The following is an 18,644-nucleotide window of genomic DNA, read 5'->3' as shown; positions in this document are numbered from 1 at the left end:
GGACGACGGCGAGCGGGCGGGGAGCCGACAGTGCTCAGCCATCGCTCGCTGCGCGACAGCACCCGGACCGTCAGACTGTTGAGCGGCCTGGCCGCCACGCATGACGGCCGGGGCGAACCCGAGCGTGCTTCCTGCCCGACCAGCCGGACTTACGGCATGCAGGCGGTGCTCCTCACCGGAGCCTGCCTCCCTGCCTGTTTGCTGACGGGGAGAGGGCCCGGCGGGACGGTGTCCCGTAGTGGGTCTTCAGAATGACATCCTCGGCAGGGCCGAACGTGAGGCTCCCGTGGAAATCGACCGTGCCCTGATCCTTCAACCAGTCCGCGGGGGACGGGCCGGATGCCTCGTGCTGAGGCGCGTGCGACAGGATCGACGCGGCTACGAGGCCGCTCAGAAGGGCGACCGCACCGACGACCGTCCGTGTGAGCAGGCGCGTGCGCCGCTCGCTCTCGGCGCGTACCGCTGTCGCCGTGGGCACGGTCGCCGACGCGGCATTTTCCACCAACGCCCTCACCTGCTCGCGCAGTCGGCTCTCGTCGCAGCCGGGGAACTGCTCCAGGAGAGCGGCGTGCGCGTGAAGCAGCCGGCTCCGGGTGGCCGCGGGTGAGGCTTCCAGCTCCGCCGCCGCTTCGGCGATCGTCAGTCCCAGGCCGTCGCACATCACGAGCGTGCGGCGGTGCAGCGGTCTCAGCCGCAGGAGCGCGGCGCCCATCGTCCCTTTCGGCGCGGGGTCGTCGCGCTTCACGGTGTCCCGGATCCGGTGCCATGGCGAGAGGGCGTACTCGTAGGCGCGCTGGCGAACCCAGCTCACCGGGTCCGCGTGCACGGCGACCTCCGGCCAGCAGTCCCAGGCGCGACAGAAGGCGTGTTCAACCGACTCGAAGGCGCGCCCGCGCCGCCCGGTCAGCAGAAGTGTCTGATGGACCAGATGCGGCGCGGCGTGCAGATACAGCGCGTCGAACGCCGCCTCCGGCGTCGGGGCGGAGCGAAACGAATCTGCAGACCGTCCGGGCTCCCGGCGATCGATGCCGACCGATCCGACGGGCTGTTCCGTCGCGCGGTCCGCCGGGTGCAGATGAGAGAGCAAACGAGCACGTCCTTCTGGTGATGCGGAGGTGGTGTGGAGGATGCCGTCCCTGCCGGACGAGCAGTGCGGGACGGTCAACGATCGACCATGCGACAGGTCACCCGAACAATTGGGCGCACCCCGGCCGACCGCGTGGTTCCCCTGCTCTGTTCACCCGATTGCCGCACATCCGCCGGGCTGCAGAACCGTTACTCCGGGCATGACCAAGAACACGCGAGACGGGGATCTCCGGCCACCGGGGGACAGCGCGAACGACCGGCACCGGCCACGACCGGTCAGCACAGGCCGGGAGACGGTCAGGTAACCCACCCCCTCATGTATCACGAACGCATCCCGCACGACGCACACCGCCCGAACCACCCTCAGTACCTCCCCGGACAGACGCCGTTCCCGGAGGGAAACGGCCAACCCTCCCCGCATGCCGCGGAGTTCACCTCCCACACGGACGGGAACATCGGCCCTCACACGGCTGATGCGTACGCCGGGCCCCTGGCGCCGCCGGGCGCCGACTGGGACCCCGCAGCGGAACTGGCCTCCCTGCTCCAGGGAGCGGAAGAGTGGCAGCAGCCAACCGACTTCCACGAAGACAAGCGTTCCCCGCACTCCCCGGCGGCCGGGCCACCGCAGGAAGGCCCGCATCGGGTCACGGTCCCGCCCGGACGCCGACGCCGTCCGCGTCGCAGAGCCCGCCGTCGAGCGCAGGTCAGCCCACTGCGCCTCGCCAGCCTGACGGCGGCCGCGCTGGCGGCGGTCATCGCCTCCTCCGTGAGCCTCCTCGGCGGAATGGCGTCCTACGAACCCCTGCGTCTGACGGCCGTCGCCCAGGCCTCCGACGGCGTGGTGTCCTGGTGGCCGATGCTGGTGTACGGCCCCTGGCTGGTGGCGTCGCTGGCCGTCCTCCGCGCCGCGCTGCACCGGCGCCGTGCCGTGCACTCGTGGGCGGTGGTCCTGCTGTTCTCGGGCATCGCGATGCTGCTGTGCGTCCTTCAGGCGCCCAGAACCCCGACGGACGCCGCGGCCGCGTCCCTGCCCGGCCTGGCCTCGCTCGTCTGTTTCCAACAGGCCGTTCGGCAGATCACGTTGAGCCGGCCGCCCCGGCGGGCCGCTCCCCGTCATCACCGCCAGGCCAAGGAGTCCCGCTCCGCCGCCTCCGGCGTACAACGGAGGTCGTCCTCCGGTCCCAGGCCGGTAGAACCACCGCAAGGCCGAGCGCCTCGTGGTCTCAGGGATGCACCGGTCCGTCGTGCGTGAAGTGCACCCGGTCGACCTTGTGTGGTGCTGGTGGTGCTAGTGATGCTGGTGGTGCACCATCGCTTCTCCCGTCAGGACGCGTCTTCTCCCGCTGTCCCGGGCGAAGCGCTGCCGGCGGCAGGCCTTTCGACCGTGCAGTGCAGGGAGTCGTCGACCACGTCGGCCACGACGGTGTCACCGGGGTCGGCCTCGCCGCCGAGGAGGAGGTCGGCGATACGGTTGTCGAGTTCCGTCTGGATCGTGCGCCGCAGCGGGCGGGCACCGAACTCGGGCTGGTAGCCGTGGGCGATCAGCAGCTTCTTGGCGGCTTCGGTGACCTCCAGCTTCAGGCCCTGCGCATGTACGCGGTGCTCGCTCTGCGCGAGGAGATGGTCCAGGATCTCGCCCAGGTCGTCCTGCGTGAGGCTGTGGAAGATGATGATGTCGTCGATGCGATTGAGGAACTCGGGCAGGAACCGGGCCCGCAGCTCCTGCATCAGTTCGTCCTTGAGGTCGGCGGCATGGCCCTTGTGGTCCAGGATGCGGTGGGCGCCGATGTTGGACGTCATGACGACCACGCAGTGCCGGAAGTCGACGGTGCGGCCCTGGCCGTCGGTGAGGCGGCCGTCGTCGAGGATCTGCAGCAGCGTGTTGAAGACGTCGGGGTGCGCCTTCTCCACCTCGTCGAACAGGACCACGCTGTAGGGCTGGCGGCGGACCTTCTCGGTGAGCTGACCGGCCTCGTCGTAGCCGACGTATCCCGGGGGAGCGCCGACGAGCCGGGCGACGGTGTGCTTCTCCTGGAACTCGCTCATGTCGAAGCGGACCATGCGGTTCTCCTCGCCGAACAGCAGCTCGGCGAGGGTCTTGGCCAGCTCGGTCTTGCCCACGCCGGTGGGGCCGAGGAAGAGGAAGGAGCCCACGGGGCGGTTCGGGTCGCCCATGCCGGCCCGGTTGCGGCGCACGGCCCGTGAGACGGCGGTGACCGCCTCGTCCTGCCCGACGATCCGGGCGTGCATCTCGTCCTCCAGCCGGAGCAGCCGCTCCTTCTCCCCGGCCGTCAGCTGGGAGACCGGGATGCCGGTGCGGCGGGAGATCACGTCGGCGATGTCGTCGGCGGTGACGGAGACGACGCCCTCGCGGCGCTCCTCGATGCCCGCGAGTTCGCCCTCCGCCTCGGTGATCTCGTGCTTCAGCTCGCCCGCCCGGGCATAGTCCTCGGCGGCGACGGCCTGCTCCTGCTCCCGGCGGAGCCTGGCGATGCGGTCCTCGCGGCTGACGACCTCGGTGGAGCGGCTCGCGCTGCGCAGCCGTACCCGGGCGCCCGCCTGGTCCATGACATCGATGGCCTTGTCGGGCAGGAAGCGGTCGCTGACGTAGCGGTCGGACAGTTCCGCCGCCGCGGTCAGGGCGCCGTCGGCGAAGCGGACCTGGTGGTGGGCCTCGTAGGCGTCGCGCAGGCCCTCCAGGATCTGCACCGTCTCCTCGACCGTGGGCTCGGGGACCATCACGGGCTGGAAGCGGCGTTCCAGGGCCGCGTCCTTCTCGACGTACTTGCGGTACTCGTCGATGGTCGTGGCGCCCACCACGTGAAGTTCGCCGCGGGCGAGGGCGGGCTTGAGCATGTTGCCGGCGTCCATGGAGCCCTCGCCGGTGGCTCCGGCGCCGACGACGGTGTGCAGTTCGTCGATGAACAGGATGATCTCGCCGCGGGCCTGCTGGACGTCCTCGATGACCTTCTTGAGCCGCTCCTCGAACTGACCGCGGTACTGAGCGCCGGCCACCATGCCGGACAGGTCGAGGGCGACCACCCTCTTGTCCTTCAGCGTGCCCGGGACCTCGCCGGCCACGATGCGCTGGGCCAGTCCCTCCACGATGGCGGTCTTGCCGACGCCGGGCTCGCCGATCAGCACCGGATTGTTCTTGGAGCGCCGGGAGAGGATCTCGACGGTCTGCTCGATCTCCTCGGCGCGGCCGACCACGGGGTCGAGCTTTCCGGCCTTGGCCTCCTCGGTCAGGTCCCGCCCGTACTCGTCGAGCGTCGTGGCGGGCTTGCCCGCACCGTCACCCGGTGTCCCGCCCGAGCGGGCGACCTGCTCGGTGAGCCCCTCCAGCTTGCCGATGTCCTGGCCCTCCGCGCTCAGCAGCCGGGCGGCGCCGGTGTCGCCGCCGTCCAGGAGGGCGCCCAGTATGTGCTCGGGGCCGATGTAGGAGACGCCGGACGCCCTGGAGCGGGCGTAGGCGGTGGCGAGGGTGCGCTTGGCGGCCGGAGTGAGGCCCGGTTCGGCGGACGGTTCGCCCGCCTCGCGGGGCAGGACCTCGGCGACCTGCGTCGCGAGGGCGTCGGGGTCGGCGCCCGCCCGGGCGAGCAGTCCCCGCGCGGGCTCGACCTTCGTGGCCGCCCACAGCAGGTGTTCCGTGTCCAGGTCGGACGTGCCGTCCTCCATCGCCCGCCGGGCCGCCAGGTTGAGGAGCTCCTGCGAGGACTCGGTCAGCATCCGGCCGATCGGCACCCGCTGCACCGCCGGGGGCGAGGACGCGGGCGAGGTACCGAAGAAACGGTTGAACAGATCACTGAACGGGTCGGAGGAACCGAACGCTGAGCCGAACGACATCGACATGGCAACTCCAGTGCCGGATGGCTTTCTTCCACCCAAACGCCACGGGTGCACTCCTGCAAGCGGACCGTGCCGGCACGGAGCCGCACGACGGCCTCACCCCCGGAACAGGTGCGACGTGCCGCTGAGAGCGGCGCACCAGCAGATCACCGCGGATGCACGAACGCCCGGTTCGTGCTCGATCGAAGCGAAGGGCAGGATGGAGGGGCGCGTCACTGATGTGACCCCTTGCATCCGCCGCAGGAAGGGGGCGCCGACGATGAGTACGCACGAGCCACCCGGGAACCGGGGGCCGGGACCGGAGACCTCCCGGGCGTGGTCGTCATCTGCGGGAGGGATGCTCGACCTGCTCGGTGTGTCGGCAGTCGTGGTGGACGATGCCGGACGGATCGTCTTTTGGAGCCCGCAAGCCAGTGACGTGTTCGGCTATTCCTCCGAGGAGGCACTGGGCAGATACGCGGCCCGGCTCCTCCTCCACGAGGAGCACCGTGATCTCGCGATAAAACTGTTCGCCAAGGTACTGAGCACCGGAGAGAACTGGGCGGGAGCCTTCCCCATCAAGAGGAAGGACGGCAGCACGCGGTTGGTGGAGTTCCGCAACGTGCGGCTGCAGAACGACCAGGGCGAGATGTACGCCCTGGGCATCGCCGCGGACCAGAGCGTGCTGGAGGGTGCCGAGACCAAACTCGCGCTGTCCGAGCAACTCGTCTCGCAAGCACCCATCGGAATCGCGCTGTTGGACACCAACCTGCGGTACATCCTGGTCAATCCGGCCCTGGAACGCATCAACGGCGTGTCCGCCGCGGATCATGTCGGGCGGCACCCGCACGACATTCACATCTCCCCGGAGATCGGTGCCGCAGAGGCAGTGATGCGAGAGGTGCTACTCACCGGTAAATCGATGCTCGACCAGTACATCGTCGGCCGCACCCGCGGGGACCCGGACCATGATCACGCGTGGTCGGTGTCGTACTACCGGCTCGAAGGACCGGGCGGCCGAGTCATCGGTGTGGCGAATTCGGTCGTCGACGTCACCGACCGACACCGCGCTGCCGCCGAGGCGGACCGGGCCCGCTGCAGGCTGACGTTGATCGCCGACGCGTCGGCACGGGTGGGGACCACGCTCGGGGTGGAGCAGACGGCACGGGAACTGGCGCACACCGCCGTGCCCGAGCTGGCCGACGTCGCCGCAGTCGACGTCCTCGACAGCGTTCTGGCCTTCCGCCGCAGCAACGGCCACCGCAACGGCCCGGAACTCTTCCGTGCACTCGCGGTCGCCACGGCCCAGCCGAGCGCGGCCGCTGACGCGGCGGACCCGGTCGGAGACGTGGCCTCCTACAGTGCCGACCGCTTGATCACACAGTGTGTGCACACCGGCCGGCCCCTCCTCGTGCCCCGCACCAGTCCCGACGATCTGCGGCGCATCGCGCGCGATCAAGAGGCCGCAGCGGCGCTGGCCCGCGCCGGCGTCCACTCCTACCTGGCCGTGCCCTTGATCGCCCACAACGAGATCCTCGGAGCCTTCGACCTGATACGCACCCAGAACCCCCTTCCCTTCGACGAGGACGACGTCGTCCTCGCCCGGGAACTGGCGGCACGGGCGGCAGTCGCCATCGACAACGCCCGCTGGTACCAGAGCGTGCGCAACTCCGCCGAGAGCCTCCAGCGCAGTCTCCTGCCCAGCCATCCCTCCCGGCTCCCCGGGCTCGAAGTCGCCTCGCTCTACCAGCCGGCGCAGGCCTCCTGCGAGATCGGCGGGGACTGGTACGACGTCATCCCCCTGTCCGGCGGCAGAGCAGCCCTCGTCGTCGGTGACGTGATGGGCAACGGCATCGACGCGGCAGCGACCATGGGACGCCTGCGCACAGCCACCTGCGCCTACGCCGACCTCGAGCTGGAACCGCACGAGGTGCTCCGGCACCTCGACCGACTCACCTGCGGGCTCGAGCACTACATCGCCACATGCCTCTACGCCGTGTACGACCCCCATCGAAAGGAGTGCCGCATCGCCAATGCGGGGCACCTTCCCCCCGTCCTGGTCCGCCCCGGCAGGCGTCCTCAGCTCCTCTCCCTTCCGGCCGGAGCGCCCCTGGGTGTCGGTGGCGTTCAGTTCGACACCATGACCTTCGGTCTGGAGCCCGCAGACAGACTCGTCCTCTACACCGACGGGCTGGTGGAGACGCGGGATCACGCCATCGACGAGCGGCTGGACGCCCTGGTCGATGCCCTGGACGGGCGACCCCAGTCACTCGACGGCACCTGCCGGAACCTCCTGCATTCCTTGCGCCACCCCGACGACCACGACGACGTCGCGGTCCTGATCGCCGAAGCCCACGGCATCCAGGACTGATGCCCGTCCAGGCCGGCGATATGACCAAAGCTGCTACGCATGTCGACCGCGCGACAACGGCACAGCCCGTGAATACCGTGTCGGCATGAGTGCACAGGGTGAATCCGAGGGAGGATCGAGCAGATCTCCCCGCCCACTCCTCGACCCCCGGGTCGGTTCCTCCCGGGGGCCCGGGGCCGGCGGGTCCACGTTCACCGTGATCGTGGCGGCAGCCGCCAACTTCGGAGTGGCCCTGGCGAAGGCGGTCGCAGGCGTCCTCAGCGGTTCCAGCGCCATGCTCGCCGAGGCGGGGCATTCCGTCGCCGACACCGTCACCGAACTGCTCCTGCTCGTCGCCCTCAAGCGCAGCAAGAAGCCCCCCGACGCCGAGCACCCGCTCGGGTACGGCCCCGAACGCTACATCTGGGCGCTCCTCGCATCCGTCGCGACATTCGTCGGCGGCGGCGTGTTCGCCGTGTACGACGGCATCCGCGCCCTGACGCACGGAGAAGAGCCCGGCAATCCGCTGGTCTCGTACATCGTGCTCGCGGTCGCCTTTGTCCTCGAAGGGTTCTCTCTGCGCACCGGTGTCAAGCAGGCCACCGGAAGAGCACGGCACTTCAGCGTGCCCGTGTTGCGCTACCTCCGGCACACTCCGGACACGGCCGTCAAGGCAGTCGTCATGGAGGACACGGCCGCCCTCGTGGGGCTGGCGCTGGCCGCGCTCGGACTGCTGGGCGGGCAGCTCACCGGATCCAGCGTGTGGGACGGGATCGCCTCCGTCCTCATCGGCCTGCTGCTCGTCGTCGTCGCCTGGGTGCTCGGCCGGTCCAACACCGAACTCCTCGTCGGCCGGGCCCTTCCCGCACCGTTGCGGGAGGCGGTGGAACGGGAGCTGACGGCTGTCCGCCAGATCGAGGACGTGCTGGAGCTGACTACGTTGGTGCAGGGTCCGGGGGAGATCCTCATCGCCGCCAAGGTCGACTTCCGGGACGCCGTCACCTCGGAAGAGATCGAACGCGCCTGCGAGGAGGCGGAAGCACGCCTCCGGGCGATGATCCCGGCCGTCAAGCGCGTCTATCTCGATCCGACACCGCCGCGCAACGCCGACCGCGAGGGGCCCGTGCTGAGCGCGCCCTCGCCCGAATCGAGGATTCCGCCGGGGAGAGCTAACGTGGCTGAAGGGGGACACCCACGAGGAGCTGCCCCGTTCGGAGACAGACACTGCGCCAACGGGAGCCCATCTCAACCTGCCCGACCTGCAGGAGGAGTCATGACCAATCCCGAGCAAGACCCCAACCGGCAAGAGGGCCCCGCGGACGGTGGTGCGGCCGGTGCACCGGGCGTGCATGACGGTGGTGCCGATGGTGGTGCGGAGGGTCCAGCGGACGGTGGTGCGGCGGGGACGCCCGGCGTGCATGACGGCGGTGCCGATGGTGGTGCGGAGGGTCCCGCGGACGGTGGTGCGGCGGGGACGCCCGGTGTGCATGACGGCGGTGCCGACGGAAGCGCGGACGAGTCGTCCCCCAGCGGCAGTTGAGCACCTCCCCCCGGCGACCTCGGCACCCCGCCCCCGCGGCAGCGGGCGGCGGGGTGCTGGGCCGCCTGATCGACCTGAGCCCGGCGGAGTTCGCCCGTGACGTGTGGGCGCGGACAGCGCTGTACACACCGCGGGCGGGCGACTTCTCCGACCTGTTCTCCGCGGACGCCGTGGACGAGCTGGTCTCGCGCCGCGGGCTGCGCACGCCGTTCCTCCGCGTGGCCAAGGACGGTTCCACGCTCCCCGACACATCGTTCACCTCGTCCGCCGGCGTCGGAGCCACGATCCCCGACCAGCTGGACGACACCGCCGTGTGGCGGGCGTTCGCGGACGGCGCCACGCTGGTGCTGCAGGCACTCCAGCGCACCTGGCAGCCGCTCGGCGACTTCGTCGCGGGGCTGACCTCGGACCTCGGCCACCCCGTCCAGGCCAATGCCTACGTCACCCCACCACAGAACCGTGGATTCGACGACCACTACGACGTCCACGACGTCTTCGTCCTCCAGATCCAGGGGATCAAGCGCTGGCTGATCCACGAGCCGGTCCACCCCGATCCGCTGCGCGACGAGCCCTGGACCGACCTGCGCTCCGCGGTGGCCGAGGCGGCGAAGGGGGAGGCCCGTATCGACACCGTCCTCGAGCCCGGCGACACCCTCTACCTGCCGCGCGGGTGGCTGCACTCCGCCCAGGCGCAGGGCGCGGTCTCCATCCACCTGACCCTGGGCATCCACACGTGGACGCGGTACGCACTGGCCGAACACCTCGCGCAGGCGGCCCTCGCGATGCTGCGCGACGACCCCCGTATGCGCACCACCCTTCCCCTGGGGACCGGCGAACCGGACGAAGAGATCGACGTCGTCCGACGCCTCCTCGGCGCCGCCGTCGAGGAGGCGGACTCCGCGCCCATGTTCCACCGGGCCCGGCGCGGGCAGGGACGGCCGGCCCCGCTCGGACCGCTGGCCCAGTTCGAGGCCGTCCACGGACTCCGCCCCGACTCCGAGGTGCGCCTGCGTGCAGGGCTTCAGGCGCGTCTGGAAGGGCGGTGCCTGCGTACCCGCGTGGGCTGGCTCGAATTCCCCGAGAGCGACCTGCCGCCCGTCACCCGTCTGCTCGACGGTGACGTCCGCACGGCCCAGGACCTCGGCATCGCACTCGTGCGGAGACTGCTGCGCGCGGGCGTCCTGGTGCCCGCCGAACCGTGACGCCCGAGACGGCCGGGGACGGCCCCTTCTTCTGTTCCGACGCCGCCCGCCTGCGCGGCGACCCGATCGCCGGCACGGCACCGTACGGCGACGTCTGGATCCTCGTCGAGTACCGGGGAGGCTCGCCGGCCAACGGGTTCGACGGCCTCGACCTCCGGGCGGACGTCAAAACACGCGTGTACCGCGCCGCGCAGGCGGTGCGGGCCAGGATCCTCTTGGTGCGCCGCCACGGTCGTCGCCCCTCATCGGGCGACGCGCCGCAGTGGGCCGTACTGCGCTACGAGCCTTCCGGGGCCCACCGACAGCGTTGGGGCACCTGGCGCTCGGACGTGGACCTGGCGGAGGTGGTGGATGCCCTCGGGGCCCCGGGAGAGGCCGGTCTGCCGCCCGTCGTCCTGGTCTGCGCGCACGGTCAGCACGACCCATGCTGTGCGGTGCGCGGGCGGCCCGTGGCCCGTGCCTTGAGCGAGCGGTGGCCGGACCTGGTGTGGGAGTGCGCCCACGTCGGCGGGGACAGATACGCCGCGAACGTCCTCGTCGCGCCCGACGGCGTCTACTACGGCGGTCTCGACGGCCGGTCGTCCGTCGCGGCGGTCGAGGAGCATCTGGCCGGCCGGATCCACGCCGGGTACCTGCGGGGGTACACGGACCTCTTCCCGGCGCAGCAGGCTGCCGTAGCGGCGGTCCTGGAACTGGCCGGTCCGGCGGGTCGGCAGGACTACGTGGTCACCGAAACGTCGCGCGACGGCGACCGCTGGAGGATCCGGGTCGCGGGCCGCTCGCGCCGAGCGGCACGGTTCGACGTCGAGGTCCGCTCGTACCGCGCCCCACCGACCCGGTTGACGTGCCGGGGAGCGGCAAGAAGCTCGGCCGTCGTCCATGAGGTCGTCTCGATCAGCGCCATGTGAGCCCGCCCGGCGTACGACTGACGATTGCCATGGCCGGAACATTCCTCCGGCCTGAGAAGTATCGCTCGGGCACAGCCGGAACATGAGAGGACGGTAGTGATGGACAGCCGCCGCATCGCGGACATCTGGGGGCCGTGCACCCCGCACAGCGCGGGTACGCCGTGGCCCCGGCGTGTGGACCAGTTCCTGATCGACGGAGTGGGCGAAGCCGACGTCGACACGTGGGTGCGCGGGGCGTGCCTGCTGTGCTCCAACGGCTGCGGCCTGGAGGTCGCCGTCCGGGACGGCCGCATGGTGGGAGTGCGGGGACGCGCAGAGGACCGGGTCAACCACGGCCGTCTGGGACCCAAGGGCCTCTACGGATGGCAGGGCGAGCAGCACGACCGCCTCACCACGCCCCTGATCCGCGAGGGTGGCCGACTGGTCGAGACCGACTGGGAGACCGCCATGAACCGCGTGGTCGAGCGCTCACGCGCCCTGCTGGACTCCAAGGGCCCGCTCAGTCACGCGTTCTACACCTCCGGCCAGCTGACGATCGAGGAGTACTACACGCTGGCCGTGATCGGCAAAGCCGGCGTCGGCACCCCGCACATGGACGGCAACACCCGGCTGTGCACGGCCACCGCGGCGTCCGCGTTCCAGGAGAGCTTCGGCTCGGACGGGCAGCCCGGCTCCTACTCCGACGTCGACAGCTGCGACGCGCTGTTCCTGTTCGGGCACAACGTCGCCGAGACACAAAGCGTGCTGTGGGCACGGATGCTCGACCGGCTGGAGGCGGCCGACCCGCCGCGGCTGGTGTGTGTCGACCCCCGCCGGACCAAGGTCGCCGAACGGGCCACGGTCCACCTGCCGGTCCGCAACGGAACCAACCTCGCGCTGATGCACGCCCTGGTCCACGAAGTGATCGCCCACGGCTGGGTGGACCGCGACTACGTCGACGCGCACACGGTCGGCTTCGAACCGCTCGACGAACTGACCCGGGACGCGACACCGGAGTGGGCCGCCGGCATCTGCGGTGTTCCGGCGGACGACATCCGGGCGGCCGCCGAGATCTTCGGTACGAGCGAGCGGGTGGTCTCGACCTGCTCTATGGGCTACTACCAGTCCCACCAGGCCACCGCCGCCTCCTGCCAGGTCAACAACCTGCACCTGCTGCGCGGCCTGCTCGGCCGTCCCGGGGCCGGCATCCTCCAGATGAACGGCCAGCCCTCCGCGGAGAACAACCGTGAGGCCGGGTGCGGCCCCGCGCTCCCCGGATTCCGCAACTGGGACAACCCCCGCCACGTGCGCGAGCTGGCCGAACTGTGGAACGTCGACCCGATGACCATCCCGCACTGGTCGCCCCCTACCAACGCCAACGAGATCTTCCGCTACGCCGAGCAGGGCTCCGTCGGCTTCCTGTGGATCGCGGGCACCAACCCGGCGGTGTCGATGCCGGACCTCGCCCGGATCCGCCGGATCCTTTCCGGCGACCAGTGCTTCGTCGTCGTCTCCGACGGGTACCGCACCGAGACCACCGAACTCGCCGACGTGGTGCTGCCCGCGGCACTGTGGGCGGAGAAGACCGGCACGTTCACCAACGTCGACCGCACCGTCCACCTGCAGGAGAAGGCCGTCGAACCCCCCGGCCAGGCCCGGGGCGACCAGGCCGTCTTCACCGACTACGCCCGTCGCCTGGGCCTCACCGACAAGGACGGCAACCCGTTGCCGGCCTGGGACACACCGGAGCAGGCCTTCGAGGCATGGAAGGCGGCCAGCGCCGGGCGGCCCTGCGACTACTCCGGCCTCACCTACGGCAAGCTGCACGACGTGGGTGGCATCCAGTGGCCGTGCACCGCACAGGCGCCCGGCGGCACCGAACGGCTCTACACCGACGGGGTGTTCAACACCGAAGTCGACATGTGCGAGACCTACGGCCACGATCTGGCCACCGGCGCACCGGTCGGCGAGACCGCCTACCGCGCGCGTCGCGTCGACGGCCGCGCCATCCTCAAGACCACCGCCTACGAGCACGCCTTCGAGGAACCCGACGACGCCTACCCACTGCGCCTGACCACCGGCCGCACCGTCTACCACTGGCACACCCGCACCAAGACCCGACGCAGCCGGCAGCTCAACGACGCCGCCCCCTCCATGTGGGTCGAGCTGTCCGAGCCCGACGCCGAGCGGCTCGGCGTGGCCGAGGGCGACCTGGTGCGCGTCACCTCGCGCCGGGGCAGCATCGAAGCCCCGGCCCGCATCTCCCACATCCGGGAGGGCGTCGTCTTCGCGCCGTGGCACTACGGGGACGGAGGCACCGCCGCCAACGAACTCACCCTCACCGGCTGGGACCCGGTCTCCAAACAACCGGAACTCAAGGTCGCCGCAGTCTCCGTCGAACGCATCGCGGCCGGAGACGGGCCCGCGCCGGCACCCGTCCACACGGCCTCCGCACCGGTCCGCCCCCTCGGCACGGTCCGTGACTGAAAGGCATCGCCTCATGCATCTCGTGACCTACCTGGGCTTCCAGCACACCAGCGAAGCCACCCTCGCCGGCAGCTTCACGGTCGTCTCCGAGGGACACACCGGGGACGCCGACGTCCACTGGGCCGCCGCACGTTTCGCCCGCCAGTGCGCCGCCCACTCCCAGGCACTGGACCCCGTCCTGGCCCGCCTCGACGCACCGGACGAGCCGGCACCCGAACGTCTCCACGTCCAGGGCATCACCAAGGCCCGGCCGGGACCCGCAGGACTCCTGCGCGACCTGCTGGACCTCTACCAACTCGCCAACCTCGTCGACATCACCTGGCACCTCGTCGCCCAGGCGGGCAGCGCCCTGCGCGACCACGAACTCCTCCACGCCGTCGACACCTGCTCGGCACAGACCGCGGCCCAACTCGACTGGCTGCGGATGCGCATGAAGACCGCCGCGCCGCAAACGCTGCTCGTGGCCACCTGACCACCTGGGCAACCGACCACCCCGCCTCGCAGAGCGTCGGTGTGCGTCAGGACGTCCAGTGGTGGCGAGCACGAGCCATGTCCACCCGCGCCCCGCGCATCGGCGTTCCCTCGGTCCGCAGCAGGTCCGGTGCCCGCCCACCGTGACAGGAGGGCGGGGTGCCGTCCGCGTACACGACGCGCCACCACGGCACCCCGTCGTCGAGCAGGCTCATGGCCCGCCCCGCCTGGCGCGCGCCGACACCGGCCCGCCGGCCGACGTCACCGTAGGAGGCCACGGCACCCGCGGGGATCGAGCACACCGCGTCACGGACGTCGTCGACGAAGGTCACGGCACCCCCAGGTCGGTCGGAGGGTAGGTGAGGTGACCGTCGCGGACCCGTGCGTGTTCGTTCAACGCCGCGGGCTTCGCGGACGTCCGCGACATGATGTGCACGACCTCCACTCCGGCGACGAGCAGCGCGTCGGTGATCAGCCGACGGTGGCACCGCCACGGCACCGCCTCGCTGCACATGATCGCGGGCCGCTCCTGCCGTGCCAGTCCGATCAACTCGTCCAGGCCCTCCGCGAACGCGTCGCTCGCCATGTAGTCGGCGTAGTCCCGGAACGCTTTCACCCGCCAGGCCCCGTTCTCACTGGGGACTCCCTTGGGGGTGTGCCGCCGGCCCCCGAGCTGAGGGATCCAGCGGTATCCGATGTCGGACGGCAGGCTCTCCGCGACGGCGGACCGGTTCCACTGGGGGTGCTTCCTCGACGAGGGGTAGGAACGCACATCGACCAGGCAGGTGATGTCGTAGCCGCGCAACATCTCCAGTACCTCGTCGAATCCACGCGTCGAATGACCGATCGTGTACACGCGACCGCCCATGGGACCTACGCCTTGGTCAGTGCGCCACCCTTGTGCATGGCGATGTGTTCGGTCTTGTCGCTCTTGATCTCGTACTGCGGGTCGTCCGGCGAGCAGTGTCGCGTACGACCTTTGAATTCCACATCATGGGTGTGCTTCTTGACGATGACGCCCTCGACGTATCCGGCCTCGGAGTTCCAACGTACGTGGTCTCCCACGGAAAAGTCGTCTGCCATTTATGGTCTCTTTCGTTCCGTTCCTCGGCCGACGAGACGCGCGACGTCCGGCATCTCGACTCCGGCACTCCTTCCAGATTCTCATGCGGGCAAGGGGGCGGCTATCCGGTCCCGGTGAGCCACCCCGTCCACCGACGGCGCTCTCCGGACCGAGGGCGTGCTCTCGGGGCTGGTGTACACGCAGGTACCGAAGTCGCTCCATCCCGGCTGGAGCCCATCCCAGTCGCCACGGCCGTAGTAGCCGGTGCCGGCTCCGCCGAGGGTCAAGCCGCCGTCCTGCTGACGGCCGACGTACTCCAGGTACGCTCCGTCTCCGGCAGACTGGAACACGTGCAGCTCGGCTCGCCCGTCCTGGTCCTCGTCGGTCGCACGCACCGCGGCGACGAAGAACGAGACCTGAACGCGGATGGTGCCGGACCGGCTGCCACTCAGGTCCCGGGCGAGCGGTCCGTAGCGCACCTCGTGCACGAGCAGGTTGGAGCGGGGGCTGTCCCCGATGTCCTTCTGACTGCGGAACAACGCCAGATCGAGATAGCCGTCGCCGTCGAAGTCGCCGAACGTGCCCCTGGTCTCCAGGTCCGACGTCAGCAGGCCACGGGCCTTCTGCCATACGCCGAGAGCCTCGCCGACACCCACCTCGATACGCTCATCGGCCCGGCTGAAGAGGACGGAACCCTCTCCCGAGCGGTCGGGGTCGTGTATCTCGTCCAGCCGCCCGTCCGCGTCCACGTCGGCGGTCAGGCTGGTGTTGTCGGTGTCGGAGCACACCACAGTCGGTGCGTGATCACCGGGCTCGGGCCCGGAACAGAGGACGAGCGTCGTGGTGACTGCGGCCAGAGCGGCTCCCGTGCCGAGGACGAGCCGCCTGCGCCCGCGTATGTGCGGTCCTCTCAACCGGGCGGTGAACACGCCGCTGACACCGCCCTGTTGTGGACCCTCGGGTTCCGTCATGGCGGGATTCTAGTGTCCCGTGCCAGAAGTTGATCGTCAGTGAGCGGCTTCGGCGCTGCCCCCTGGCCGCTCACGCCGCGGTGAACCGTTCGGCGGCTTCCCAGAGTTCGCCTTCACGCCGCTCGTCGTAGGACTCCTCCGACGAGCGTGCCGCACGGCCGCGGTCGACGTAGGAACCGGTCGGTGCCCGAGTGGTGCCGAGGACGAAGCCCGGGTTGTAGGCGACCAGCTCGATTCCGGCCGGCAGGCGGCGCGCGTACTCGTGGACCAGGTAGATGGCTGCCAGCTTGCTCGTCGAGTACGCGGTGCGTCCGGGCGGCCGTGGTGCCCGGCTCGGGGAAGGCGCCCGTGCGGGAGAGGGCGTCCGGGGACTTCCAGGCCGGGCCCGGCACCATGCCCATGTTGTGCTTGAAGTCGCCGAAGTGGGTGTCGCTGACGGTGATCACAATCCGGGCGGGCGCCGCGAAGCGGTCCTGGAGCAGGCGTACGAACAGGTGGTTGGCGAGCACGTTCACCGTGAACGTGGCTTCCAGTCCGTCGGGCCCCTCGGTGAGCGCGTTGGTGTACTGGATACCCGCGTTGCCCACGAAGCCGCGTAGCGGCGGCAGGTCACCGCGGTCGAGCCGGTCGTGTATCTCGGTGGCGGCCCGGCGGACGCTGCTCAGAGAGCCCAGGTCCGCCGGGACGTGCGAGACCGTGTGCCCACCCGTGGCGAGTTCCGCAGCGAGCCTGGTGCCAGCGGATTGGCGGGCGACGACCAAGAGGTGTGTGTTCGGTGACCGGCGCAGGATGTGCTCCGCGGCGACGCGGCCGATGCCGCGGCTCGCGCCGGTCATCACGACGGTGTGCTTCATGGAAGGCTCCTTCAGTGGTCGGCCGATGCCGCCCGGCTCGGGCACAGCCCCACGTTCGCCGCTTGTGCCCCCGTCGGCCAGCGGCGTCCCCGTCGCTAGGACCGGCAGCACCCAGGCTGTTGCGGCGCGTACGGCGAGAGTCGTCGGCGCCCTCGCCCGGGCCCTTCAGCTCACCCGCGCCGAGCGCGACCAGCTGTACCGAAGCGCCGGGCTCCTGCCGCCCCGGACGGGACGGTCAGCACCCACGTCCCCGCGGGGATCCAACGGCTCGCCGCGCGCCTGGACGACGTCCCGGTCGGTGTGTTCACCGCCGACTGGACCCTGGTGTGGTGGAACACAACGTGGAGCGCCCTGCACGGCGACCCCGCCGTCATTCCGACCGCCGAACGGAACCTGGCCCCCGCACTCTTCGGCAACGGCCCCGCACGCGTCGATGCGTCCGGTCCGGTCCGAGCGCGGACCGGACGCCTTCGAAGCGTCCGTCGTCGCCGACCTCAAGGACGCCGTGTCCCGCTATCCCGCGGACGCTCGGCTCGATCGTCTCGTGCGGGAACTGCGAGGAACGTCCGACGCCTTCGCTCATCACTGGGCCACGCGGACGAGTGCCATCCCACACACGACCGACCGCAAGACGATCCGGCATCCGGAGGTCGGCGACATCCTGCTCGACTGCGACGTGCTCATCGTCCCCGGCGCGGACCTGCGCATGGTCACCTCACGGCGGCGACCGGAAGCAGCGACGCGGGCAAACTGGACCTTCTTCGCGTCACAGGTGGCCGTGGCACCGCCACCGTGCTCCCCTGAGCAGCTCTGGGCGACGGCCTCCGCAGCGCCCGGCATGATCGCGCGCCGTCCGTCCGAGTCGGCACTCGGCTCGGACAGCAGCCCCCGGTCGACGCCGGGGCCCGACCACGGTCACGCCAGGAGATCGACGGTTGCTCCCTTACCCGCTGCCTCGGCCTGCTGGAAGACCAGCCAACTCAGGGCCAGGTCCTGCCAGGGCAGTCCGACGGGAGTGTAGGCGGTGAGTTCCCAGCTGTGAGAGCGGGCGGGGACATCACCGCGAATGACCTCTCCGAGGGAGGCGGCAGCCGTCGAGGAGGGCAATCCGGCGTTGGCGAGAGCGCCGTGCCGTGCGACGAGCGCGGCGTCATCGACGAAGAGCCGGGCGGAGAGAAGAACCTCGGGGGCGAGTTCCTGCTTACCGGGTTCGTCGGCACCGAGCGCGGTCAAGTGCTGTCCCGGCCGCACGTCCCGAAGACGCAGCAGCGGCTCACGCGACCAGGTGGCCAGTACCACCAGGTCGGCGGTGGCGGCCACCTCCGCCGGCGTCGACGCCACGACGCCGCCGTGCCGCTGGGCGAAGGAGGCCGCCCGCCGGTCGTCGACGTCGTGGACGACCAGACGGTCCCATGACCTGAGCGTGCGCAGTCCACGGATGGTCAGTTCGGCCTGGGCTCCGGCGCCGATCACGCCGACCGTGCGGGTACCGCCGTCGGCCGGCCGGGCGATCAGATCGGTGGCCAGGGCCGCTGCGAGACCCGTCCGCCAGGCCGTGACGGTGGCGGAGTCGATCAGGGCCAGCAGTTCGCCGTCCGTGCCGCTGTGGAGGCAGATCACACCCCGCAGGGACGGTACCGCGCCAGGGAACTTCGCGTTGACCTTGACCGTGTAGGCGTCTGTTCCCGGAAGAAGTCCGGGCAGCAAGGCCGTCGCGGTGCCGGGGAAGGGAAGGTCGGTGCGCACCCGCCGGCCCGGTAGAGAACTCTGCACGGACGCGGCAAACCCTTCTCGCAGAACCCTGATGCAGTCCGCGGGGTTCAGCAGTTCCAACAGGTCCGTGCGCGTCAGGATCCGGGTCATGCGCGTCAGAGTTTCACGCGGTTCCCCGACGGCCGATACAGG

Annotated in this window: 15 protein-coding genes and 1 pseudogene; 8 read left to right on the top strand and 8 right to left on the bottom strand. The window is 70.6% G+C overall.

Annotation, left to right across the window (positions count from 1 at the left end; genetic code table 11):
• Positions 1–172 precede the first annotated feature (172 nt).
• Complete coding sequence (locus D1J63_RS00360; RefSeq protein ID WP_232249047.1) at positions 173–1,087, bottom strand: hypothetical protein; 915 nt, start codon at positions 1,085–1,087, stop codon at positions 173–175.
• Positions 1,088–1,402: 315 nt separating this feature from the next.
• On the opposite strand from D1J63_RS00360, the gene D1J63_RS00355 reads away from it, so the two are divergent.
• Complete coding sequence (locus tag D1J63_RS00355; protein WP_232249048.1) at positions 1,403–2,338, top strand: DUF2637 domain-containing protein; 936 nt, start codon at positions 1,403–1,405, stop codon at positions 2,336–2,338.
• Positions 2,339–2,409: 71 nt separating this feature from the next.
• Here the strand turns inward: D1J63_RS00355 and D1J63_RS00350 are convergent, their stop codons facing one another.
• Complete coding sequence (locus tag D1J63_RS00350) at positions 2,410–4,938, bottom strand: ATP-dependent Clp protease ATP-binding subunit (RefSeq protein WP_125627203.1); 2,529 nt, start codon at positions 4,936–4,938, stop codon at positions 2,410–2,412.
• A 334-nt stretch (positions 4,939–5,272) separates the two neighbouring features.
• On the opposite strand from D1J63_RS00350, the gene D1J63_RS00345 reads away from it, so the two are divergent.
• The 6 genes and pseudogenes from D1J63_RS00345 (at position 5,273) to D1J63_RS00315 (ending at position 13,852) form a co-directional block, all read left to right on the top strand.
• Positions 5,273–7,285 (top strand): SpoIIE family protein phosphatase, encoded by a 2,013-nt coding sequence (locus D1J63_RS00345; RefSeq protein WP_232249049.1) that lies wholly within the window; start codon positions 5,273–5,275, stop codon positions 7,283–7,285.
• 85 nt (positions 7,286–7,370) lie between these two features.
• Positions 7,371–8,360: pseudogene (locus tag D1J63_RS00340) on the top strand (cation diffusion facilitator family transporter); the annotation flags it as partial.
• 497 nt (positions 8,361–8,857) lie between these two features.
• The gene (locus D1J63_RS00330; RefSeq protein ID WP_241235676.1) at positions 8,858–10,006 is read left to right on the top strand and encodes a cupin domain-containing protein; all 1,149 of its coding nucleotides are present in this window, start codon (positions 8,858–8,860) and stop codon (positions 10,004–10,006) included.
• Complete coding sequence (locus tag D1J63_RS00325) at positions 10,003–10,914, top strand: sucrase ferredoxin (protein ID WP_206436743.1); 912 nt, start codon at positions 10,003–10,005, stop codon at positions 10,912–10,914. Before D1J63_RS00330 ends, D1J63_RS00325 begins: the two co-directional genes overlap by 4 nt.
• Before the next feature lie 99 nt (positions 10,915–11,013).
• Positions 11,014–13,380 carry a molybdopterin oxidoreductase family protein gene (locus tag D1J63_RS00320; protein WP_125627200.1) on the top strand — a complete coding sequence of 789 codons (2,367 nt, stop codon included), beginning with the start codon at positions 11,014–11,016 and terminating at the stop codon, positions 13,378–13,380.
• Between the two features lie 13 nt (positions 13,381–13,393).
• Positions 13,394–13,852, top strand: a complete 459-nt coding sequence (locus D1J63_RS00315; RefSeq protein ID WP_125627199.1) for a hypothetical protein — start codon at positions 13,394–13,396, stop codon at positions 13,850–13,852.
• A gap of 46 nt (positions 13,853–13,898) precedes the next feature.
• Here D1J63_RS00315 and D1J63_RS00310 read toward each other — a convergent pair whose 3' ends face one another.
• The 5 genes from D1J63_RS00310 to D1J63_RS00290 form a co-directional block, all read right to left on the bottom strand.
• Entirely contained in the window at positions 13,899–14,183 is a 285-nt protein-coding gene (locus D1J63_RS00310) for an MGMT family protein (protein ID WP_125627198.1), read from the bottom strand.
• On the bottom strand, positions 14,180–14,719 hold the full coding sequence (locus D1J63_RS00305) for a DUF488 domain-containing protein (protein ID WP_125627197.1): 540 nt from the start codon (positions 14,717–14,719) through the stop codon (positions 14,180–14,182). Before D1J63_RS00305 ends, D1J63_RS00310 begins: the two co-directional genes overlap by 4 nt.
• Positions 14,720–14,724: 5 nt before the next feature.
• The gene (locus D1J63_RS00300; RefSeq protein WP_102932932.1) at positions 14,725–14,934 is read right to left on the bottom strand and encodes a DUF2945 domain-containing protein; all 210 of its coding nucleotides are present in this window, start codon (positions 14,932–14,934) and stop codon (positions 14,725–14,727) included.
• An 81-nt stretch (positions 14,935–15,015) separates the two neighbouring features.
• On the bottom strand, positions 15,016–15,885 hold the full coding sequence (locus D1J63_RS00295; RefSeq protein WP_176152718.1) for a VCBS repeat-containing protein: 870 nt from the start codon (positions 15,883–15,885) through the stop codon (positions 15,016–15,018).
• A gap of 113 nt (positions 15,886–15,998) precedes the next feature.
• Positions 15,999–16,739 carry an SDR family NAD(P)-dependent oxidoreductase gene (locus tag D1J63_RS00290; protein ID WP_241235491.1) on the bottom strand — a complete coding sequence of 247 codons (741 nt, stop codon included), beginning with the start codon at positions 16,737–16,739 and terminating at the stop codon, positions 15,999–16,001.
• Here D1J63_RS00290 and D1J63_RS37635 point away from each other — a divergent pair.
• The gene (locus D1J63_RS37635; protein ID WP_347141230.1) at positions 16,675–17,760 is read left to right on the top strand and encodes a hypothetical protein; all 1,086 of its coding nucleotides are present in this window, start codon (positions 16,675–16,677) and stop codon (positions 17,758–17,760) included. The two genes, D1J63_RS00290 and D1J63_RS37635, sit on opposite strands and share 65 nt — an antisense overlap.
• On the opposite strand, the gene D1J63_RS00280 is transcribed toward D1J63_RS37635, so the two are convergent.
• Entirely contained in the window at positions 17,655–18,602 is a 948-nt protein-coding gene (locus D1J63_RS00280; protein WP_125627196.1) for an ornithine cyclodeaminase family protein, read from the bottom strand. The genes D1J63_RS37635 and D1J63_RS00280 overlap by 106 nt on opposite strands.
• Positions 18,603–18,644 lie beyond the last annotated feature (42 nt).

This window comes from Streptomyces sp. KPB2 (genome assembly GCF_003950055.1).
GTDB classification, from domain to species: domain Bacteria; phylum Actinomycetota; class Actinomycetes; order Streptomycetales; family Streptomycetaceae; genus Streptomyces; species Streptomyces salinarius.
The sequence above is the reverse complement of the archived record's forward strand: the minus strand, read 5'-3'. Positions and strand labels throughout refer to the sequence as shown.